We start from the raw sequence: 20,343 nt of genomic DNA on the forward strand, positions 1-20,343 counted from the left end.
GGAACCGGTCGGCGTGCCACCGTCGTGCGAACCGGCCTCCCGACCGGGTGATGCCGCCTGGGCCACCCGAGTGAACTGGGGGCGGAGGGGTACTCGCGGCGCGGGGCCGGACCTCCTGTGGAACGAGGGGTAGCGATGATGGGCACAGCGGGCGAGGGGGTCGCCGTGATCGTGGTGAGGGAGCTGTCCGGGCGGGCCAGGTCCATGCTCCGGGCCGTCGCGGCGGGCAGGGCGCAGCTGTCGGGGGGGTGCGAACCGGACCTCTACGTGGACGGGCTGCCGTGCTGCGACCAGATGGTCACGCACGACCTGGTGCACGCGGGGCTGCTGCGGGCGCGCCGGGCGGTGGGCCTGGACGAGCGGGTGGACGCGGAGCTGACCGAGGAGGGCAGGGCCGCACTCGCATAGCCCTCGAACAAATGTTCGACATGGGTTATGCTGCAGGACGAGGCCGGCACGCAAGCGAGAGGAAGCGCTTGCGCGCCGGCCTCACCCCGTCGCGAGGTCGTACGGGGTGACGTCGGCGACCGGCACGTACCCGAGCCGCTGGTAGAGGGCGTTGCTGGTGGCGTTGGCGGGGTCCGCGAACAGCACGACGTGCGTCGCGCCCGCGTCCAGCGCGGCCCTGCTCACCTCGACCGTCACGGCCGCCGCGTAGCCGCGCCCCCGGAAGCGCGCCGGGGTGTAGACGGGGTCCACCCGCACCATGCCGCCGACCACCGCCGTCGAGCCCGCCATGGAGACCGGCGTGCCGTCCGGCGCCTCCCAGAACGTGTAGCGCTTGTCCGCGTAGCGCGTGCCCGCCCAGGCGTCGGCGTCCACGACGGGCTCCTCCCCCACCGCCTCCATGAACCCGGCGCACCACCGCACGACCTGCTCCCGGTCCCGCGGCGCCGCGCCCCGGCCGGCCGGGAACGGCTCCGGCGGGGTGAGCGCGCCGAGGCGGTAGAGGCGCACCCGCACGCCGGGCGTCGCCACCGCGCCCGTGCGCCGCCCCCAGGCCCCGGCGAACGCGACGGCCGTGCCCTCGACCGCGGAGACCCCGGAGAGGGTGAGGCCGAGGTCCGCCAGGTGGGCCGCGAGGCCGTCGGCCACCTCGGCGGGGACCGGGGTGAGGGCGAGGCGACCGGTCGCGCGCCGGCAGAAGACCGCGCGCACCCCGTCCGCCGACTCCAGCCGACCGAAGAGCACGTCCTCGCCCACTCCCCGCTCCCGCCACTTCGCGACCGTCGTCAGCAGCATCGTGTGCAGGTCGGGCCGCGACCGCAGGAAGTCCCACGCCCCGGCGGAGAAGTCGTCGACGTCGTCGGTGAGGTACCAGCCGTCCGGGCGCATGGCCCCATGATCACCCGCGCGCCCCGCCCACCGGCGGAGGACGCGAAAAAGCCCCCGTGACCGGTCGTGCCGGTCACGGGGGCTTTCACGTGGTGTGGCGGGTAGAGGATTCGAACCTCTGTAGCTTTCGCGACGGATTTACAGAGTCCCGCCTGAACCACACCTGACCAGCGCTTACAGCTCTCGGCACGGTCACTTCGGTACGTCCTCGGCACAGACGCCCACTGAACCCCTGCCTGCAGCAAGCCCCGTCCGGCCTGACTGGCGTGTCGTCAGGAAACACAGCCACGCCAACCGACGATGATGCGGACATGCCTGAGGACCGCCCCGCTCCGGTGCCGTTATCCAGCCCGGCCCCTGGCGAGCAATCCGCCACCCGTACGCCTGTGCCGCTGCCGACACCATCCACGTCACGCACGTCACTGGAGCCGATGCCGCGCAGGGTGATCGCGACCGTGGCGGCTGTGATTGCCACAGCAACGATCGGCCTGGTGGTGGCGCTGTGGTGGGTGGGCACCGCGGGCCTATCCGGCGCGGAGCTGGTGAACGCGCGATTCAACGCGCTGCGCACCGGGCTGAGCATCGGAGTAGGCGGAGGCGGGATCTTCGCGCTGTACCTGGCGTGGCGACGCCAATATGCCACCGAGATCGGGCTGGTACAGAAGGAACGCGACCAGGCCGACGTCGTCCGCGCCTACGAACTGCAACGCGAGGTCGCAGCCACAACCGAACGCGATGCCGAAGCACGCCGAATCACCGACCTGTACGCAAAGTCTGTGGAACAACTCGGATCGGACAAGGCTCCAGTACGTCACGGCGGCCTGTACGCCCTGGAACGCCTCGCACAAGACCATCCTGAAAAGCCAGCCTTGCGCCAAACCGTGGTCAATGTGCTCTGCGCCTACCTCCGCGCTCCCTTCGACATTCCTGGTGACCCGCCTGACGCGAGCGCCGATCAGGCCGCCCGCGTCGAACACCGCGAACGAGTTCAGGAACGGGAGGTTCGGCTAACCGCCCAACGCATTCTCACCACGCACGTGAATCCTGACAGCGACACAGACCAACCTACAATGACCTTCTGGGCAAACACCGATTTTGACCTCACCGCCGCGGTCCTCATTGACTGGGACACGCGTAAGTGCCTATTGCGTAATGCGACATTCCGTGGAGCCACGTTCACCGGGGATGCCACGTTCAGCGAAGCGACGTTCACCGGGAACGCCGCGTTCGATGAAGCGACGTTCACCGGAAACACCCGGTTCGACGAAGCGACGTTCACCGGGGACGCCGCGTTCAGTGAAGCAACGTTCACTTGGAACACCTCATTCATTAAAGCGACGTTCACCGGGGACGCCTTTTTCGACGAGGTGACGTTCACCGAGGACGCCTGGTTCGGCGGAGTGACGTTCACCGGGGATGCCTCATTCACCGGAGCGACGTTCACCAAGAACGCCGTGTTCATCAAAGCGACGTTCACCGGAAATACCTGGTTCAACGAAGCGACGTTCACCTGGAACGCCTTGTGCAAAGAAGCGACGTCCCGTCATGACCCTGCGGTCAAATCCTCTTACTCCAAATCATGGCCCGCCGGATGGCAACTCTCACTCGACCATACGGCCATCGAAGGCCGCCAGGGCACTTGGCATCGCATTCTGGCTACTGACGATGACTCCACCTCTCCCGAGGACCTTACTTTCGAGTCTATTGACGACTGATCCCCGGACTTCCGTACGAACCACAGTGACCACCGTCCACAGCTTACGACGTCGTCACTTCGGTACGCATCCGGCATGAGCAGTCCCGAGCGGGCCTCAAGCGACTTCCGACCACGTCGCGAGCGTCCGACAGATCTGCGGGAAACTCGCTGCCGTAGTCCATGCGGGGTCGCCTATAGGACCGGTAACCTCGGTAACCTCAGTAACCGTGCAGGTCAGAGTCTCCCAGGAAGGTGGCCAACCAAGATCGGGTTACCCACGGAACAGTAACTACACCGCGAAGCGCGGCTCTACAGTGCCCCGCGAGGCGCGAGAGCAAGCTAGTCCTTCATCACGACCATCACGCCAGCCATGGTTGCCATTCGATCGGTAACCGCAACTTGGTCGGTTACGCCTGAGCGAGCCGCTGACCTGCACAGTTACCGAAGTTACCGAAGTTACCGATCCTGGAGAGGGCCATGAACTACCCCCTAGTGTGTCGCATACCGAACTAGTTCGGCAGCACTTATCCATGTCCCGATGTGCAATTCGGTTTTATTTTAAGTAAATAAATGAAAGGTTCGCTGATGCCACTCGGACAGTCCTCAACAGAGCCTACATGGTGGCAGATAGTCCCAGCCGTAGTACAAAGTATCTTTTGGATTACCGTAGGCACAGTAACCGTCCTAACTTATCTACATGCAAAGAAAACCGTTCTACAGCCACTCAAAACGGAAGTTTACAAAGCCCAAATAGAACTAACCAAGGATCTAATAGCCTTGTTCGTCGACAAGACAGAGCATGATATCTACAATTACTTCGCCCTGGAAAAACTCTACTTTGCAAATATGCAAATGATGGTAGACGAGTACATCCTGACAAAGTTTGGAATCAAGGTCGACCAAAGTGCTCGCGCGTACAGTACCGACAAATGCCCCATTTGGCGGGTAAAAGCCGAGGCCATTGAGGCGGCAGATGAGTACACAACTCCTGAGAAAAAAGATATCCCACGCAAAGAGTGGGCAAGATACAAAAATATGTCAATCGCTATACCGAACGAAACAACAGCCGCTCTCAACGAAGTCGAAAAATTCTTGAAACACCCATTGCTTCCTAATGAATGCTCGATCGCCCTGCAGAAGCTAAAAGATGCGGTAGACCAGAAAATAGCAACCCTTGGAACGGCACTGGAGATTGCGGCACAAAAGATGGAAGAGGCTGTGCCGAACAAAGAAACGCTAGACAAGTTCCAGACCGGCTGGATTCACTATATCTGGAACTCGAACCACATAAGTCTCGAAACTCCAGTCAGCGAACTTATCGAATTTACGCGCGCCTACTTTGCGTCTGACCAATTCTTCTCCGGAAGCAAAAAGGGATTCAGTTTCAAGGTCTGGAAGGGGCGGCAAAATCCTAACTCGAAGATTCGGAAGACGAATAACTAAGCGATCTAAAATCCTAACTCCCCTCTCTTTTTAAAACGATCCGACAAACGATTGAACAACCATGCATCAGCCGCCCGAAATCTGTCTCAAGCTAGTATCACCGCGTCACAGCGTTGGAAGGCATGCCACCAGCCGTCAAGGTCCTGACCTGCTCCACAGCGACCGAGTAGCACAGGCTGTTGGTACCCGGAACCGTGCGCGCGGAGTGAGGGCTAATGATGAGCCCCGGACAGGTCCACAATGGATGTCCCGACGGCAGCGGCTCCGGATCTGTGACGTCTAGAGCAGCGCGCAGTCTGCCGGCTCGGAGTTCGGCAATCAAGGCGTCGGTATCCACGATTTGGCCGCGCGCGACGTTCACCAACAACGCACCATCATCCATCGCTGACAGAAAGGCATCGTTCACCAGTCTGTGCGTTGCAGCGGTTAGCGGCGCGGTGATGACGACGATATCGTGACCTTTGACGAGGCTTGGAAGTTCGGAGGGGGCGTGAACGCCCTCACGGGCAGTGCCCGCTACGAGGGTTGATGTCGCGTTGAACGCCATGAGTCGCTTAGCCACCGCAAGACCGATATGCCCAGCACCCACGATAAGGGTACGTTTGCCGTCGAGCGTATCCGCCTGGAATCGACGGTGTGCCCACTCCCTTTCGTCTTGGAACCTTACAAGCGCTGGCCACTGCCGCAACTGTGTGAGTATTGCCGAGAGGACCCACTCAGACACCGGGCCAGCGTGAGCACCACGGGCACTTGAGAGAGTCACATGCGCCGGCACATGACTAGCCCATTCGTCCACCCCTGCTGACAGGAGTTGGACCATACGCAGGTTCGGCAACTGTTCGAGCAGTCGGATCGGACGGTGACTACTCCGGTACGGGGGAATCAGGATTTCGGACTCGCGTTGCCTGTCCGTCAACTCGGAGACGTTCGGGTCATAAGTACACACCTCGATGCCGTCCAGGCTCGACAGCTTCTCCACTCCGACTTCGTCATCAGGTTCGTTGCTGACGAGCACTCGCATCGTCTCTCCACTACAGCGCGTCGGTCTACTTGAGCAAGCTACTTCAGGTTAAGCACTACCGGCCAAGGCCTTGACCAGCTCACGCGCTTGATCCTGTAGCGGCGCACCCGACGCGCTGTTGTCGATAACGGAGTGCTCGACCGGCGGACGGAAGTCAACGTCGATCGCGGACAAATACTCCCTCCAGTTGCTCAGCTTGGCCGCATCGCGCGCTGCTCCACGATGCCGGATGTAGGTGTGCATGGTGTCCGCGTCGCAGTAGACCCACACAACAGACACCTTCGCGCCCACCTCACGGCAGGTCGCTTCAATGCGGTTCAGCCACGCAAGGTCTTTGAACTCCTTGATGAACGGCGCTGTCACGATGGCGCTGTTGCCGCACTGGACGTTCTCCGTCAACGCGTTGATGAGCGCTTCGTACTCACGCGGCCGGATGCGGGACAGGTACTCCGCCGACTCCCTATCGTGGGGGGAGCACCCGAGGATCTCCAGCGCCGCTTCAACGACCGGACGCGTCAACGTGTCCTTGTCGAGCATCGGCCACCCGGTCTCACGGGCCAGCACGCGCCCCAGCTCGGTCTTGCCGCTCCCCGCATACCCACCGACCAGCAGCACGTGCGGGGCGGTCGTCCGCACCTCGGCGTGCGCGGCCTGGTCCGGCGCGTTGACGACTCGTCCTGCCCGCGGCTTGCTGGTGATGACGTTCTCGCTGGCGAGCAGCTTCATGGCTTCGTTGATCGTGAAAACGCTGACGTCCCACTGCTGGGCCAGCTCACGTGTGGACGGCAGCGGCTGACCGTCTCGCAGCAGGCCGGCCGCTATCTGGTTCCGGATGTTCCGCGCCACCTGCTGGTGCAGGGACTCGCCACGCGACACGCGTGGGTTCTGGCTGGACATGCCACCTCCGGTCCACTCGATGTGGAGCCTCAGCATACCAGCGACCTAACAGAGCGCTGACCAGCATCACCGCAGGCAGAACGCATATTTGCGGAGAGTTCCCACCTAACAGTTGACCTGCTTACCATTCAACTGTTAGCTTTCTCTCGTCGCCACTGTGGCGACGACCACACGGGAGGAAGTGCGATGTACCTCGAAGAGGACGAGTACCGGTTCAGCCCGGACGGGCTGACGGAAGACTCGATCGACGCCCTGATCGCGACCGTCGCCGACGAACTGACCGAGCTGCCCACCGCCACAACGGCGCTGCTGGACGGCACGGCCCGCCACCAGCGCGACCGGCGAACCGTCGAACGCAAGCTCGGCGGCATCGTGCGCGTTCTGCGCATCTACGGCCCGGTGTTCGAGAACGACTCCACCGCGTCCGCTGCCTAATCCCCTCACCAGCAACGAAAGCGAGCACGCAGCCATGAGCACGATCCGTCTGACCTCCGACGCCGTCCTGTTCGCCAAGCACGACGACCGCCTGTTCCTGCTGATGATCGAGCGCGGCTGGGACCCGTACGCGGGCAAGTGGGCGCTTCCGGGTGGCCACGTGGACGGCGATGAGGACTTCGCCGACGCCGCCGCGCGGGAGCTGGTGGAAGAGACCGGCCTGACGATGCCCGCAGGTGCCGAACTGGTCGGCGTGTACGGCACGGCGGGGCGCGACCCGCGTGGCCGCTACGTGTCCTGGGCCTACATGTCGGTCCTGGACCACCTGCCGACGCCGCACGCCGCCGACGATGCCCGCGCCGCCCGCTGGGTGCCGCTGGCCGAGGTCATCACCGACCTGGAGTCGCTGGCGTTCGACCACGACCGCATCGTCATCGACGCCCTGGCCCGGCTGGGCATCGTCCTGCGCTTCGGCAACGTCATGAAGATGACCAATCGCCTGGAGCCCGGCGACGTGGTCACCCGCGACCACCCGGAGTTCTCGCCGACCTGGTGGCGCATCGACAGCCCCGCCGGCACCGACGACGCGGGGGTCATGCACTTCGCCGCCGAGTGCGTCGGCAGCCCCGACGCCGCCTTGATCGGCCAGTGCGGGCTGTTCAGCCACCCCGGCAACCGCACGGCCTACCTCAAGCACTGACTTTGCCCGGACCGGCGGCCCACTCCCGCGAAGAAGACGCCGCCGGTCCGGCCCACCCAACACCGCCCCAGGGGCGGGTCAGGAGATCCCGAGCATGTCACGCACGACGAACAACGGCACCGCAGTGTCGCGGGTTGAACCTGCGGCACGCGCCGCCTACGAGAACGCCCGCCCCGGCCGCTCGTGGGAGTCGGCCCCGGCCTGGCAGCGCGACCACGCCCGGCTGGTCGAGCGGCAGCGTGCGGGGGTGGCCGACGATGAGTGAGCCCACCACCGCGGCCCTGCACGTCATCTCGTTCGGCTACCTGCACGGTCAGCCGCCCGTCGCCGACCTGGTGGTCGACGTCCGGGAACTGCTGCGCGACCCGGCCCGCGCTCGTAACGGCGGGTTCCTCGACCTCGACGGCCGCCACCCGGTGGTCCGCGACGCCGTGATGACCACGCCCGGCGCGCTGGATCTGGCGGGCGGCGTCTACTTCGCGGCCTTCCAGCTCCACACCGTCGCGGGCAAGCCGGTGACCCTCGCGTTCGGCTGCGCCGGTGGTCGTCACCGCTCCGTCGCGCTGGCCGAGCACGTCGCCAACCTGTTCCTCAACGACCCCGAGGGCGACGACATCCCGGTCCGGGTGTCCCACCTGCACGTCCACCTGCCCCGCGTGCTGCGCGACGGCGACGACCGGCGGGAGGGCACGCGATGACCTCGAAGCTGATCACGTCGGTTCCGACGCCGTTGCTGTTGCTGGCCGCGCTGCTGGCGCTGGTCGCGGTGATCGCGCTGTGGAAGGTCGTCGCCACCGCGGGGCTCATCGGGCTGGGTCAGTGGGTGCTGATCACGCAGACCGGTGACCAGGGTGTGGCGGTGCTGGCGCTGGCCGTTCCCGCGCTGGTGACCACGCTCGTGGTGTTCCACCTGTTCTCCCGTCCCGGCAGCGCCATGAGCCGGCGGTTCGGACTGGGTTCCACGGCTCGTGTGGAGGTGTCCCGATGAGCACGTGGGCCGAGAACCGTCGCGCGGACAAGGTGGTGGCCGCCGAGCAGCGGCGGGCCGACCAGGCACTGTTGTTCGAGCAGCGCCGCACCGACCGGGAGGCCGAGGCCCGGTTGAAGCAGGCCCAGGCCGACGCGGCTCGCGCCCGTCGCGCCGAGCTGCGGACGGCGCTGACCGGGTGGCTGCGCGCCCATACCCTCGACCTGCTGTTCGTGCCCGTCATCGTGGTCCCGGCGGTGCTGGCGTGGACCGCGATGGCCGCCTACGGCCAAGAGGTGTTCGGGCCGGTCGGCACGCTGCTGCCGCTGTTCTCCGAAGGCGCGATGTGGACGTTCGCGTTCGCCGTGCCGATGGCCCAGCGCGCGGGCCGCTCGACCGGGTGGCTGCACCTGGGCGCGTGGGTGTTCGCCGCGGTGGCCGCCGTCCTGAACTACGTGCACGGCTCGACCGTCGCGCACGGCATCGTCATGGCGCTGGTGTCGGTCGGTGGCGTCGTCGTCCACCAGCTCGTCACCGCGTCCCCTGCCGGCAAGCGCCGGAGCCGCGCCGAGCGGGACGCCCAGCGGCTCGAACGGCAGGCCGCTCGCCGGGTGCTGGCGGTGCGCCGCGCGGCACTGGACCAGGCGGTGGCCGAGCTGGCCTCGGACGGCACCGCCACGCTCGTGCACCGTCCCGGCCTGGTGGCCTACCGGCGCCGGTTCGGCCGCGCCCGGTTGGTGCCCGCCACCGTTCCCGGTCTGCCCGTTCCCGACTCCGACGACGTGCTCGGCGACGACCTGGCCGCCGAGATCAGCGAGTACCTGACCGCCCTGCCCGCGCCCCGGCCGTCCGTCGAGCGGAACGCCCGGAACACAGCCGGTAGTGCGGAAACGGCCCCGGCGGAGATCACGGACAAGGTCGCGGGGTACGCGGCCAAGGTCCGTGCCGCGATCGACGCCCAGCAGCTCCCGGCGCGTCCGTCGCAGACCCAGGTGCGCAAGTTCCTGCGCATCCGGGGCGCGGTCGCGGTGGAGGTGCACCGCGTGCTGTTCCCGACCGACACCGACCCCGGTGACGACGACCCCCGTCAGGCGGTGTCCGCATGAGCGCCCCCAACCCCACCGACGACATGACCAACGTGGTGCCGCTGCGCCGCGCCGAGTCCACCCGCGCCGCGCTGCCCGCTGCGGACGTGGAGACGGACACGGCGGTGGCCGGTGAGCTGCTGACCGCCGAGCGGGAAGCCGAGCTGGCCAACCGGCGGACCGCCGAGGGCGACGAGCGGACGCGCGCCGACGTGGTGCGCGCCGCGGCGACGACGCTCGGCAAGGCCGCGCTGCGCGCCGGGTACCGGGTGTACCGCGGGCACGAGCAGTGGCTGACGCACGCGGTGCAAGCCGCGACGTACGCCCACTACCGCGAGCGCATCGCGGCGGCACGGGCGCAGGGTGACGCGGCCGGTATCGCCGAGTGGCAGGACCGGTTGCGGCAGGCCAAGGCCGACCGGCGCGACCGGATCGCCGGTGCTCCCCGGACGGTGCTGGCGCTGGTGCGCACGGTGCTGCTGGCCGTGATCGTGCTGTTCGCGGTGCTGCTGATGGTCGGGGTGGCCGTGCACCTGTGGGCCGGTGGCTGGACCTGGTCGGAGTGGTGGGGCTTCGTCACCGCCACCGGCGACGTGCTGGGCACCGTGCTCATGCTCGGTGTCCAGGCCGCCATCCTCGGCGTGCCGGCGGTGTGGCTGCTGGCCGCGCACCGCGCCGGTTCCTCCGCCGCCGACGTGCCCGCATGGGCCATGTCGCCCACGCAGCGGGAGGAGACCCACCGCGTGGTCACCCCCGGCGGCATCGGCGAAGCCCTGGTGCACCTGGGCATCCCGGCGCTGAACAAGGCCATCAAGTCGGGGTGGACGGTCGAGTTCGCCACCCCGCCGGTGCGGGTCAACCAGCGCGGCTACCAGGCCACGTTCTCCCTGCCGCTCGGCGTGACCCCGGACATGATCAGCGACAAGCGCGACGTGCTGGCCCGCAACCTGCACCGCGACCCGATGGAGGTCTGGCCCAACGCGGCCGAGCGTGCCGGGTTCGTGGACCTGTGGGTGGCCGACCCCGGTCTGTCCACCAAGGCCGCGCCGCCCTACCCGCTGCTGTCCGCCGGCACGGCCGACGTGTTCACCGGCGTGCCGCTGGGCGTCTCCCAGCGCGGGGACGTCGTCGCGCCCGCGCTGGTCTCGGCGAACGTCGTGTTCGGCGGGATGATGGGGCAGGGCAAGTCCAACGCCGCCCGCGTGCTCATGCTCGGCGCGGCCCTGGACCCGCTCGCCGAGCTGTGGGTGTTCGTGTTCGCGGGCAACGGCGACTTCGACGCCTACCGGCCCCGCTTGGCGCGCTACGAGCGCGGCACGGACGCCACCGTGGTGGACTCGGCGGTGGAGTCGCTGCGGGAGCTGTACGACGAGGTAGGGCGTCGTGAGGCGCGGTTGGCCGAGCTGGGCGCGAAGAAGGTCACGCGCGGGCTCGCCGAGAAGCACCCGGACCTGCGGCCGATCGTGGCGCTGTTCAGCGAGTGCCACGAGCTGTTTGGCAGCGCCCAGGGCGAGGAAGCCGCGGAACTGGCGGTGCAGACTCTCCGCCGTGCCCGCAAGACCGGCATCATCCTGGGCTTCGACACCCAGTCGTCGCGGGCCGACGCCATCCCGCCGAAGATCGTGGAGCTGGTGCAGCTCAACGCGTGCTTCGCGGTGAAGTCGTGGCGCTCCAATGACGGCTTCCTGGGCGACGGGTCGTTCCAGGCCGGCATCCGCGCGACCGAGCTGCGTCCGGGCAAGGACCGGGGCACGTCGATCCTCACCGGCGCGACCGCCGAGCGGTTCGAGGTGCTGAAGTGGTTCTTCATCCAGGTCAACGACGACACCGGGTGGGACGCGGCCACCGAGGTCATCGAGCGCGCCATGACCAAGGTCCACCCGGCCGTGGTCACCGGCACCCCGGAGCGCGCCGCGCCACCGGCTCCCCGCGACCTGTTGGAGGACGTGTCCGAGGTGCTGGGCCACGACACCGTGCCCGCCGCCGACGTCCCCGCGCTGCTGGCCAAGCACGCGCCCGACTGGAGCCCGTACCGCAAGCTCACCGGCAAGCAACTGCGGGAACTGCTGGCCGCCGAGGGCGTCAAGGTGCCCTCGACCGGCAACCGCTACCCGGTCGATCCGGTCACGGTGCGTGAAGCTCTGGCCAAGCGCGCCACCCGCGACCTGGACGACGAGGACTAGCCGCACCGGCACCGGGTTAGGTCCCGAGCTTCGCTCCACAGCCCTTGGAACGACCCTTGACCAGGGCTTCCACGGCGGGACCTAACCCGGCTCACCGGCTAACTAACTCCAGCTCACGCACATGATCACGCTTGCGGGCACCGCGAGTTAGGAACCTAACTCGGTTCCGGCGACCTAACTGCGCCCGCTCCCCCTCCGCGCGTCCGACGCGACAACGCCCCTCGGTTGTCGTGTCGACCCCGCGCACCCACGCACCGTCACACACAGTGACAGAAGGGGTTGTCATGAGCGACGACAACCAGCCGAACACCGCCCCGAGGAGCCCGGTCATGAGCAGCCGCGCCCGACGCCCGTTCTGCGACCCGGACGCCGTGCGCCCGTGGAATCGCGCGCCGGAGTTCGACGTCGACGCCGTGCGCCGGTGGGCCGAACCGCTGCTGCGCCGCGCCTACGCCGCCGCACCGCGCCGTCCGCTCACCGGCCCGCACAGCCTCATCCCGCGCGCCGGCAGCCCGGAGTGGGTCGCGCTGGCCGACTCCGACCCGCGCAAGCCCGCCGCTGTGGTGCTGGCCGCGCTGGCGCGGCTGGAGGAGTCCACGGCGCACGCCATCGCCCGGCAGGTGGCCGCGGACTGGGCCGACGCCCAGGTCGGTCACCGCGAGCGGGTCCGGGACACCGTCACCGCGCCGGACCGGCTCGCGCACATCGTCGGACACCTGCCGTTCTGCCTGTCCGCCAAGCGGAAGCTCGTCAGTGACCTCCCGTGTGGACACCCCGGCTGCGACACCACCGTGCGGTTCGTCCACCCGCTGGCCGACGAGCTGGCCGCGCGCCTGCCGGACACGTCGTGGGTGCGCTGCGCCCGCCACGACGGCACCACGGCGTTGGCGGTGGCCGCGTGACCGAGGCAGCACACACCACCCCGGGGTCGCCGCTCGTCACCTGGGAGACCGTCGAGCACCAGGCCCGGAAGGGGCACGGCATGAGCACCGCCACCGACACGACGGTGACGCACCACGGCGAGGCCGACCGACCGGGGCTGCGGCTGCTGCCCACCGACTCGACCGAGGGCGCCGCTCGGCAGCTCGACGGTGCGCGGGTGCTGGACGACGTCCGGGAGTTCCTGGCCCGCTTCTCGGCGTTCCCGCACGAGCACTGCGCCCCGATGCTGGCGCTCTGGTACGCCCACACGTGGGCGGTGGAGCACTTCTACGTCACGCCGCGGCTCGTGCTGTCCTCCGCCGAACCCGGATCGGGCAAGACCCGCGTCCTGGAGGTCGGTCAGTACCTGGTCAAGTCGCCGGAGATGACGTTCTCGGCGAGTCCGGCCGCGCTGTTCCGCATGGTCAGCCACGCGCCGATCACGATCCTGTTCGACGAGGTCGACGCCATCTTCGCCAAGAACGGCAGCGGCAACGAGGACCTCCGCGCGCTGCTCAACGCCGGTTACAAGCGGTCCGCCACCGTCGCCCGCTGCAAGGGCGACGCCAACAACATGGTGGTGGAGCGGTTCGCGGTCTACGCCCCGGCCGCGCTCGCCGGGATCGCCGGTGGGATGCCCGCCACCATCACCACCCGCGCCATCACGGTCAACCTGCGCCGCCGACGCCGTGACGAACAGGTGGAGGCGTTCCGCGAACGCCTGGTGGCCATCGAGTCGGCACCGATCCGGGAAGCGCTCGCCGAGTGGATGGCGGGTGTCGGTGAGGAGGTCGGCGCGGCCACGCCGGTGATGCCCGAGGGCGTCACCGACCGACCGGCCGAAATCTGGGAACCGCTGCTGGCGATTGCCGACGCGGCCGGTGGGCATTGGCCGGACACCGCGCGTGCCGCGTGCCGCTACTTCGTGGAGGAAGCCACCAAGGTGCCCGTGTCGGACGGCATCCGGTTGCTGGCCGACCTGCGGACGCTGTTCACCGAACGGCGCACCGACCGGATGAGCACCGCCGAAATCCTGCTGGCGCTCCACGCGCTGGACGAATCGCCGTGGTCCGACTTCCACGGCAAGCCGCTCAACGCGCACGGGTTGGCCGCCGAGCTGCGGACCTACGGCGTGCGGGTCAAGACGTTCAAGCACAACGGCGCTTCCGCCAAGGGCTACACGGTCACCGGGGAGAACGGGCTCGCCGACGCGTGGTCGCGCTACCTGCCCGCCGTGCACGAGGGGGCGAACTAGACATGGCACGACGTGAGCTGCTGACCGTCGCCGAGTTCTGCGCCGAGTTCAAGGTGGCGCGCTCGACCTTCTACGACTGGCTGGCCAAGGGCACCGCCCCGAAGGTCCGGAAGCTGCCGAACGGGCAACTGCGGATCGACCGGCGCGACGTCGACGCGTGGTTCGACGCCCAGGAGGTGGCCGCGTGACCGACACGAGCTATGACGTGCGGATTTACGTGATCGACGTCTACCAGGGCAAGCGGAAGACGACGCACTGGGTGCAGTGGTCGGTAGCCCGGCAGCGGTTCAAAGAGCCGTTCCGGACCTCGGCGCTGGCCAAGAGCTTCCGCGGGGACCTGGTGAGCGCGGCGAACAAAGGCGAGGCGTTCGACCGGGCGACCGGCCTGCCCGTGTCGATGGTGCGCAAAGCCACTCCCACGACGTCGTGGTTCGTGTTCGCGTGCTCGTTCGTGGACATGAAGTGGCGCGACTCTTCACCGGGGCAGCGCCGGACGATTGCCGACGCGCTGACGCCCATCACGTCGGCGCTGCTCACGGGAACGCGCGGCAGGCCGGACGGCGCTGTTCTCCGCAGGGCTATGCGGGTGGCGTTCAACACCAGCCGTCGCGAATCTAGGCATCCGGCGGACGTAGCCGCGGCGCTGGCATGGCTGTCGCAGAACACCCGGCCGGTGGCCGACCTGGCGAAACCGGACGTGCTCCGGGCGCTGCTGGCCGACGTCGAACGCAAGTTGGACGGCACGCGGGCCGCGCCGGACACGATTCGGCTCCGCCGGATCACGCTCGGCAACGCGCTGAACTACGCGGTGGAGAAGGAGCTGCTGTCCGCGAACCCGCTGAAGGAGGTGACCACGAAGAAGCGCAAGAACGTCGCCCACCAGGTCGACCGGCGGTCGGTGGCCAACCCCGTCCAAGCCCGGACGCTGCTCAACGCCGTGGGCGGCATCGGGCGCACCGGCGGCAAGCTCGTGGCGTTCTTCGGGCTGATGTACTTCGCGGCCCTGCGCCCCGAGGAAGCCTCCGTGGTGCGTCGCAGTGACCTGGTCATGCCGCCGAGGGAGTGGGACGACCAGGCGGGCCGCTGGCGGGTCACTCAGTGGGGTGACATCCACCTGGCCAAGGCAGCACCCGAGATCGGCGCTGAGTGGACCGACAGCGGCCGGCGGAGCGAGGAACGGGGGTTGAAGCACCGGGAGGACGGTGAGGGCCGCACGGTGCCGCTCTCGCCCGAACTGGCGGTGCTGCTCTACGAGCACTTCGACCGGTTCGGCACCGCGCCGGGTGGGCTGCTGTTCGTGGCCGAGCGCGGCGGGCGGATCGGCAGCTCGACGTACGGGCGGGTGTGGGCGCTGGCGCGTGAAGCGGTCTTCACGCCCGACGTGGTGGCCTCACCGCTCGCCAAGCGTCCGTATGACCTCCGTCACGCCTGCGTCTCGACGTGGCTCAACCTCGGCGTGGAGGCACCACGGGTCGCCGAGTGGGCGGGTCACAGCCTCAACGTCCTGATGCGGGTCTACGCGAAGTGCCTCGACGGTGGGGAGGAACGCGCCCGGCAGCTCGTTCAACGAGGACTCGCCAGTTAGTCCACCTAACGCGCACGTGCTCGGTGAGAGACGACGTCTCTCACCGAGCACCTACCAGCGCCGAAGGTAGGCAAGCTAGCTAGTTCAGAATGCCAAGTTCGTTAAGCTTGATCACAGCCGTGGCCATCCCAGGGCCAAGCGCCCCAGCGCCCCAGATGTAGCTACAGAGCCGGATAGCGTCGTTTCGGTGCGCACGGTTCCCGGAGGTGGCGACAACACCGATCAACCGGTGCGTCATGAAGGCAGCGCAGGCGAACCCGACGAGGTGAGAGGCCAACATAGTCAGAGACTCCTCGATTCCGCTGGTCGAGGAGAGGACAGCTCAGCTCGACCAGCACGGTGTACTGGTGTCACTGAGCCGTCCGCCTGCAAACGGACTCGCGTGTTACCAAACTCTGTCATGCCGGACAGCCCTACCGACTGCCCTTCGCAGGCGTCCCACGGCGTACCGCGAGTGCACTAAGCGTACACATGCTCTCCAGAGGCAGAGCTGAGCGGTGAAGCAGGCTCACCCATGCGTTGACGCTGTGGCCCGGCTCTCACAAAGCCGCCTCGGCCACAGGGCTCATGGCCGCGCATCGCCGCGACCTCGCAGACGCCCTACGCACTTCGGTACGTCCTCGGTACAGCCACCCGTAGCGGGCCGGTCCCGGCCGGACGCAGTCGGACACCAACGAGAAGACCCCGTGACCTGTCTTGCCTGGTCACGGGGTCTTCGTCCTGCTGTGGCGGGTAGAGGATTCGAACCTCTGTAGCTTTCGCGACGGATTTACAGTCCGCTCCCATTGGCCGCTCGGGCAACCCGCCCCGCTCCCGGTCTCCCGGGTGCGGAAGAGACAATACATAACCCCGTCCGGGCCCGTGCAACCGGGATACCCGAGTAGGCTTCCGGGCGGTTCCAGACCCACCGACGCGGAGGTACCGGGCACGTGGCAGACCCGTCGTTCGACGTGGTGAGCAAGGTCGACCGCCAGGAGGTCGACAACGCGCTCAACCAGGCCGCCAAGGAGCTGAGCACGCGCTTCGACTTCCGGGGCACGGAGACGCACGTCTCCTGGGCGGGCGAGGAGGCGATCACCTTCGAGTCCCAGACCGAGGAGCGCTGCCGGGCGGCGATCGACGTCTTCCAGGAGAAGCTCATCAAGCGCGGCATCTCGATGAAGGCGTTCGAGGTGGGCGACCCGGCCGTCTCCGGGAAGGTGTTCAAGGTCACGGGCACGCTCGTGCAGGGCATCTCCAGCGAGAAGGCCAAGGAGATCGCGAAGAAGGTCCGCGACGAGGCGCCGAAGGGCGTGCAGGCGCAGATCCAGGGCGACCAGCTGCGCATCTCCGGCAAGAAGAAGGACCACCTCCAGGACGTGATCGCCCTGCTCAAGGGGTCCGACTTCGGCATCGCCCTCCAGTTCACCAACTACCGGTGAAGGGCATCGTCCTCGCGGGTGGCAGCGGCACGCGGCTGCACCCGATCACGCAGGCGGTCTCCAAGCAGCTGCTGCCGGTCTACGACAAGCCGATGGTGTACTACCCGCTGTCGGTGCTGATGCTCGCCGGCGTGCGCGAGGTGCTGCTGATCTCGACGCCGGTCGACCTGCCGCTGTTCAAGCGGCTGCTGGGCGACGGCTCGCAGTTCGGCCTCGACATCTCCTACGCCGAGCAGGCCCAGCCGAACGGGCTGGCCGAGGCGTTCGTCATCGGCGCGGACTTCGTCGGCGACGACGACGTGTCCCTCGTGCTGGGCGACAACATCTTCTACGGCCACGGCTTCTCGAGGGTCCTCCAGGAGAACGCGGCGAAGCTGGACGGCTGCGTGCTGTTCGGCTACCCGGTCAAGGACCCGGAGCGGTACGGCGTCGGCGAGGTCGACGACACCGGCAGGCTGGTCTCCATCGAGGAGAAGCCCGCGCAGCCGAAGTCGAACAAGGCCATCACCGGCCTGTACTTCTACGACAACCAGGTCGTGGACATCGCGCGGAACCTCAAGCCGTCGCCCCGCGGCGAGCTGGAGATCACCGACGTCAACCTCGCGTACCTGCGCGAGGGCCGGGCGAACCTGGTGGACCTCGGGCGCGGCTTCGCGTGGCTCGACACCGGCACGCACGACTCGATGCTGGAGGCGGGCCAGTTCGTGCAGGTGCTGGAGCACCGGCAGGGCGTGCGCATCGCGTGCCTGGAGGAGATCGCGCTGCGGATGGGGTTCATCACCCCGGATGAGTGCTACGCGCTCGGCGAGCGGCTCGCGAAGTCGGGGTACGGCCAGTACGTGATGAGCGTCGCACGGGAAGTGCGCCCGTAGGTTCCCGGGCGCGCCGGCAGCGGGCGGTGCGGCTGCGGGCGGCTCAGCGCCGCCGCGCCAGCTCCTCCAGCCGGCGCACCCGGTCCGCGATCGGCGGGTGGGTGGAGAACAGCCTCGCGAGGTTCTCCCCCGCCCGGAACGGGCTGGCGATCATCAGGTGCGACTGGGACACCACGGCGGGGTCGGGCGCGAGCGGGGCGACCTGCGCGCCGTGCTCGATCTTGCGCAGCGCCGAGGCCAGGGCCAGCGGGTCGCCGGTCAGCTCCGCGCCGGACTCGTCGGCCTGGTACTCCCGCGACCGGCTCACCGCCATCCGCACGATCCCGGCGGCGATCGGGCCGAGGACCGCGACCAGCAGCACGGCGAACGGGTTGGCGCGGTCGTCGTCGTCACCGCCGAACACGCTGGCGAACACGGCCAGGTTGGCCAGCGCGCTGACCGCGCTCGCCAGCGCGCCCGCCACGCACGAGATCAGGATGTCGCGGTTGTGCACGTGCGACAGCTCGTGCCCGAGGACGGCGCGCAGCTCGCGCTCGTCGAGCAGGTCGAGGATGCCGGTCGTGCAGCACACCGCGGCGTTGCGCGGGTTGCGGCCGGTCGCGAACGCGTTGGGCGCGGCCGTGGGGCTCAGGTAGAGCCGGGGCATGGGTTGGCGGGCGGTCTGGGCCAGCTCCCGCACGATGCGGTACATCGCGGGCTGCTCGACCTCCGACACGGGCCGCGCCCGCATGGCCCGCAGCGCGAGCTTGTCGGAGTTGAAGTACGCGTAGGCGTTGACGCCCAGCGCCAGCAGCAGGCCGAGGACCAGGGCGGTCCGGCCGAACAACGAGCCGACCGCCACGATCAGCCCGCTCGTGGCACCGAGGAGCAACGCGGTCTTCACCCCGTTGTAGTGCTTGTGCACGGTGCTTCGCCTCCGGCTGTTCTACGTCCTCCCCCTCAACGCTCCCGGCCGGCGAGCGGTTCCGGCACCGGGGCGTGCCGGTCGTGCGGCGGTGGTCTCCGGCGCGGGCTCCGCACCCGCGTCGAGCTGCGGCGGAGGCGGCACGTGCGACACCCAGGAGCCCAGCACGTCGCGCTCGTGGACGAGTTCGGCGACCGCACCGTCCCCCGTCGGCGTGCCGGTGCCGGGGTAGGAGAAGTCGGGCGCCCAGTGCAGCGCGTCGAACGGGCACGCCTCGACGCAGATGCCGCAGTAGAGGCACTGGCCGTAGTCGATGGCGAACCGGTCGAGCACGTTGCGGGCGCGCGGGCGGGACGAGCCGGGGACCTGCTCGACCTCGGTGTGCGAGTCGATGTGGATGCACCAGTCGGGGCACTCGCGGGCGCAGATCATGCACACCGTGCAGTTGGCCTCCAGCAGCGCGATGACGCCCCGGGTGCGCGGGGGCAGGGCGGGCGCGGGCTGGGCCGGCGCGGGCTGGGCGGGTGCGGGCTGGGCCGGCGCGGGCTGGCCGGCTGCGGGCTGGTCGGGCACGGGCTGGGGGCTCGGCGTGCCGCCCGGGGTCTCACTCATCGGCGTTCTCCTCGTAGCGCGGGCCCCACGACGGGTCGGGCACGCCGGGCGGGGCGGCGCGGCGGCGGCTGGGCGCGGACGTGCCGTCCTCGCCCGGTTCGAGCCTGCCGGGCCAGGGGCGGACCACGCGGGAGGCCAGCACGAAGTCCTTGCGCAGCGGGTGGCCGGCGAACGAGTCGGGCAGCAGCAGGTGGTCGACCTCGCGGTCGAGGGCGAGGCCGAACATCTCGACCGCCTCGCGCTCGTGCCACGCCGCGCCCGCCCACAGCCCGGCGACGCTGGGCAGCCGCTGCCCGGCGTCCACCTCGGTGCGCAGCAGCACGCCCTGCCTGGTCCCGGGGTGCAGCACGTGCAGCAGCACGGCGTGCCGCGCGCCGACCGCGCCGGGGCGTCCGGCGTCCTCGACGCCCAGCCAGTCGAACTGGGCGCAGCCCAGGTCGTCGCGCACGTGGCGGGCGGCGGCGAACCAGCCGTCGAGCGGCACGTGCGCGGTGGTCTGGCCGAACGCGGTCCGCACGTCCGCGCCGGGGACGCGGGCGGCCAGGTCCTGCGACGCGGCGCTCACGACACGAGCCGGTGCAGCGCGGCGAGGCCGTCGAGCAGCGCCTCGGGGCGGGGCGGGCAGCCGGGCACGGCGACGTGCACCGGGAGCACCTGGTCGATGCCCTTGGTGACGCTGTAGGAGTCCCAGTACGGGCCGCCGGTGTTGCTGCACGCGCCGACCGACAGGACGTACTTCGGCTCGGGCATCTCGTCGTAGGTCGCGACCACGGCGGGCAGCATGGCGTCGGTGACCGTGCCGGAGACGACGAGCACGTGGGCCTCGCCCGCGGCGTGCACGGTGTCGACGCCGAGCGCTTCGAGGTGTTCCGGGCGGTGGCCCTCCAGGGCGGCCATGACCTCGACGCCGCAGCACGCGAGGCCGAGGTCGAGCACGGTGACCCGGTAGGTCGTGCCCCAGTCCAAGGTGGAAACCGTCACGACCGTTGAGGCTAATACGTGGGGGCCCGC

Annotated in this window: 23 protein-coding genes and 1 tRNA gene; 16 read left to right on the plus strand and 8 right to left on the minus strand. The window is 68.6% G+C overall.

Features of this window, described 5'->3' with window-relative positions; all coding sequences use genetic code 11:
* Positions 1–135: 135 nt before the first annotated feature.
* Positions 136–408 (plus strand): hypothetical protein, encoded by a 273-nt coding sequence (locus ACR807_RS33540; protein ID WP_438925496.1) that lies wholly within the window; start codon positions 136–138, stop codon positions 406–408.
* Positions 409–489: 81 nt separating this feature from the next.
* On the opposite strand, the gene ACR807_RS33545 is transcribed toward ACR807_RS33540, so the two are convergent.
* Positions 490–1,335 (minus strand): GNAT family N-acetyltransferase, encoded by an 846-nt coding sequence (locus tag ACR807_RS33545; RefSeq protein ID WP_438925497.1) that lies wholly within the window; start codon positions 1,333–1,335, stop codon positions 490–492.
* 311 nt (positions 1,336–1,646) lie between these two features.
* Between ACR807_RS33545 and ACR807_RS33550 the strand changes: the two genes are divergently transcribed.
* On the plus strand, positions 1,647–3,050 hold the full coding sequence (locus ACR807_RS33550) for a pentapeptide repeat-containing protein (RefSeq protein ID WP_438925498.1): 1,404 nt from the start codon (positions 1,647–1,649) through the stop codon (positions 3,048–3,050).
* A gap of 758 nt (positions 3,051–3,808) precedes the next feature.
* Complete coding sequence (locus tag ACR807_RS33555; protein ID WP_438925499.1) at positions 3,809–4,474, plus strand: hypothetical protein; 666 nt, start codon at positions 3,809–3,811, stop codon at positions 4,472–4,474.
* Between the two features lie 97 nt (positions 4,475–4,571).
* On the opposite strand, the gene ACR807_RS33560 is transcribed toward ACR807_RS33555, so the two are convergent.
* Both ACR807_RS33560 and ACR807_RS33565 read right to left on the minus strand, forming a co-directional pair.
* A complete protein-coding gene (locus ACR807_RS33560; RefSeq protein ID WP_438925500.1) occupies positions 4,572–5,495 on the minus strand; it encodes an NAD(P)-dependent oxidoreductase in 924 nt (307 codons plus the stop codon).
* Between the two features lie 48 nt (positions 5,496–5,543).
* Entirely contained in the window at positions 5,544–6,392 is an 849-nt protein-coding gene (locus tag ACR807_RS33565; RefSeq protein WP_438925501.1) for a GntR family transcriptional regulator, read from the minus strand.
* A 186-nt stretch (positions 6,393–6,578) separates the two neighbouring features.
* Between ACR807_RS33565 and ACR807_RS33570 the strand changes: the two genes are divergently transcribed.
* From ACR807_RS33570 to ACR807_RS33620, 11 genes are all read left to right on the plus strand, one after another.
* Positions 6,579–6,827, plus strand: a complete 249-nt coding sequence (locus ACR807_RS33570) for a hypothetical protein (RefSeq protein WP_438925502.1) — start codon at positions 6,579–6,581, stop codon at positions 6,825–6,827.
* A gap of 34 nt (positions 6,828–6,861) precedes the next feature.
* Complete coding sequence (locus ACR807_RS33575; protein ID WP_438925503.1) at positions 6,862–7,527, plus strand: NUDIX domain-containing protein; 666 nt, start codon at positions 6,862–6,864, stop codon at positions 7,525–7,527.
* A 94-nt stretch (positions 7,528–7,621) separates the two neighbouring features.
* Positions 7,622–7,792, plus strand: coding sequence for a hypothetical protein (locus ACR807_RS33580; protein ID WP_438925504.1), 171 nt, complete (start codon positions 7,622–7,624; stop codon positions 7,790–7,792).
* Positions 7,785–8,225 (plus strand): RapZ C-terminal domain-containing protein, encoded by a 441-nt coding sequence (locus ACR807_RS33585; RefSeq protein WP_438925505.1) that lies wholly within the window; start codon positions 7,785–7,787, stop codon positions 8,223–8,225. Before ACR807_RS33580 ends, ACR807_RS33585 begins: the two co-directional genes overlap by 8 nt.
* Entirely contained in the window at positions 8,222–8,515 is a 294-nt protein-coding gene (locus ACR807_RS33590; RefSeq protein ID WP_438925506.1) for a hypothetical protein, read from the plus strand. Before ACR807_RS33585 ends, ACR807_RS33590 begins: the two co-directional genes overlap by 4 nt.
* Positions 8,512–9,600, plus strand: coding sequence for a DUF2637 domain-containing protein (locus tag ACR807_RS33595; RefSeq protein WP_438925507.1), 1,089 nt, complete (start codon positions 8,512–8,514; stop codon positions 9,598–9,600). The genes ACR807_RS33590 and ACR807_RS33595 overlap by 4 nt, the downstream gene beginning before the upstream one ends.
* Positions 9,597–11,762, plus strand: a complete 2,166-nt coding sequence (locus tag ACR807_RS33600) for an FtsK/SpoIIIE domain-containing protein (protein WP_438925508.1) — start codon at positions 9,597–9,599, stop codon at positions 11,760–11,762. The genes ACR807_RS33595 and ACR807_RS33600 overlap by 4 nt, the downstream gene beginning before the upstream one ends.
* Before the next feature lie 284 nt (positions 11,763–12,046).
* Positions 12,047–12,664 carry a DUF2742 domain-containing protein gene (locus ACR807_RS33605; RefSeq protein ID WP_438925509.1) on the plus strand — a complete coding sequence of 206 codons (618 nt, stop codon included), beginning with the start codon at positions 12,047–12,049 and terminating at the stop codon, positions 12,662–12,664.
* On the plus strand, positions 12,661–13,938 hold the full coding sequence (locus tag ACR807_RS33610) for a DUF3631 domain-containing protein (RefSeq protein WP_438925510.1): 1,278 nt from the start codon (positions 12,661–12,663) through the stop codon (positions 13,936–13,938). Before ACR807_RS33605 ends, ACR807_RS33610 begins: the two co-directional genes overlap by 4 nt.
* A gap of 2 nt (positions 13,939–13,940) precedes the next feature.
* Positions 13,941–14,126, plus strand: coding sequence for a helix-turn-helix transcriptional regulator (locus ACR807_RS33615; protein WP_438925511.1), 186 nt, complete (start codon positions 13,941–13,943; stop codon positions 14,124–14,126).
* Complete coding sequence (locus tag ACR807_RS33620) at positions 14,123–15,523, plus strand: tyrosine-type recombinase/integrase (RefSeq protein ID WP_438925512.1); 1,401 nt, start codon at positions 14,123–14,125, stop codon at positions 15,521–15,523. The genes ACR807_RS33615 and ACR807_RS33620 overlap by 4 nt, the downstream gene beginning before the upstream one ends.
* A gap of 726 nt (positions 15,524–16,249) precedes the next feature.
* Here ACR807_RS33620 and ACR807_RS33625 read toward each other — a convergent pair.
* Positions 16,250–16,330: transfer RNA gene (locus ACR807_RS33625), tRNA-Tyr, on the minus strand.
* 122 nt (positions 16,331–16,452) lie between these two features.
* Here ACR807_RS33625 and ACR807_RS33630 point away from each other — a divergent pair.
* Both ACR807_RS33630 and rfbA read left to right on the plus strand, forming a co-directional pair.
* A complete protein-coding gene (locus ACR807_RS33630; protein ID WP_438925513.1) occupies positions 16,453–16,944 on the plus strand; it encodes a YajQ family cyclic di-GMP-binding protein in 492 nt (163 codons plus the stop codon).
* Positions 16,941–17,816 (plus strand): glucose-1-phosphate thymidylyltransferase RfbA, encoded by an 876-nt coding sequence (rfbA, locus tag ACR807_RS33635; protein WP_438925514.1) that lies wholly within the window; start codon positions 16,941–16,943, stop codon positions 17,814–17,816. Before ACR807_RS33630 ends, rfbA begins: the two co-directional genes overlap by 4 nt.
* A 43-nt stretch (positions 17,817–17,859) precedes the next feature.
* Here the strand turns inward: rfbA and htpX are convergent, their stop codons facing one another.
* The 4 genes from htpX to ACR807_RS33655 are packed head-to-tail and all read right to left on the minus strand — an operon-like array spanning position 17,860 to position 20,313.
* The gene (gene htpX / locus ACR807_RS33640; RefSeq protein WP_438925515.1) at positions 17,860–18,720 is read right to left on the minus strand and encodes a zinc metalloprotease HtpX; all 861 of its coding nucleotides are present in this window, start codon (positions 18,718–18,720) and stop codon (positions 17,860–17,862) included.
* A 21-nt stretch (positions 18,721–18,741) separates the two neighbouring features.
* Positions 18,742–19,332 carry a 4Fe-4S binding protein gene (locus ACR807_RS33645; RefSeq protein ID WP_438925516.1) on the minus strand — a complete coding sequence of 197 codons (591 nt, stop codon included), beginning with the start codon at positions 19,330–19,332 and terminating at the stop codon, positions 18,742–18,744.
* Entirely contained in the window at positions 19,325–19,897 is a 573-nt protein-coding gene (locus tag ACR807_RS33650) for an NADH-quinone oxidoreductase subunit C (protein ID WP_438925517.1), read from the minus strand. Before ACR807_RS33650 ends, ACR807_RS33645 begins: the two co-directional genes overlap by 8 nt.
* Positions 19,894–20,313, minus strand: a complete 420-nt coding sequence (locus tag ACR807_RS33655; protein WP_438925518.1) for an NADH-quinone oxidoreductase subunit B — start codon at positions 20,311–20,313, stop codon at positions 19,894–19,896. The genes ACR807_RS33650 and ACR807_RS33655 overlap by 4 nt, the downstream gene beginning before the upstream one ends.
* Positions 20,314–20,343 lie beyond the last annotated feature (30 nt).

The organism is Saccharothrix sabaoui (assembly GCF_051756985.1).
Taxonomy (GTDB): Bacteria; Actinomycetota; Actinomycetes; order Mycobacteriales; family Pseudonocardiaceae; genus Actinosynnema.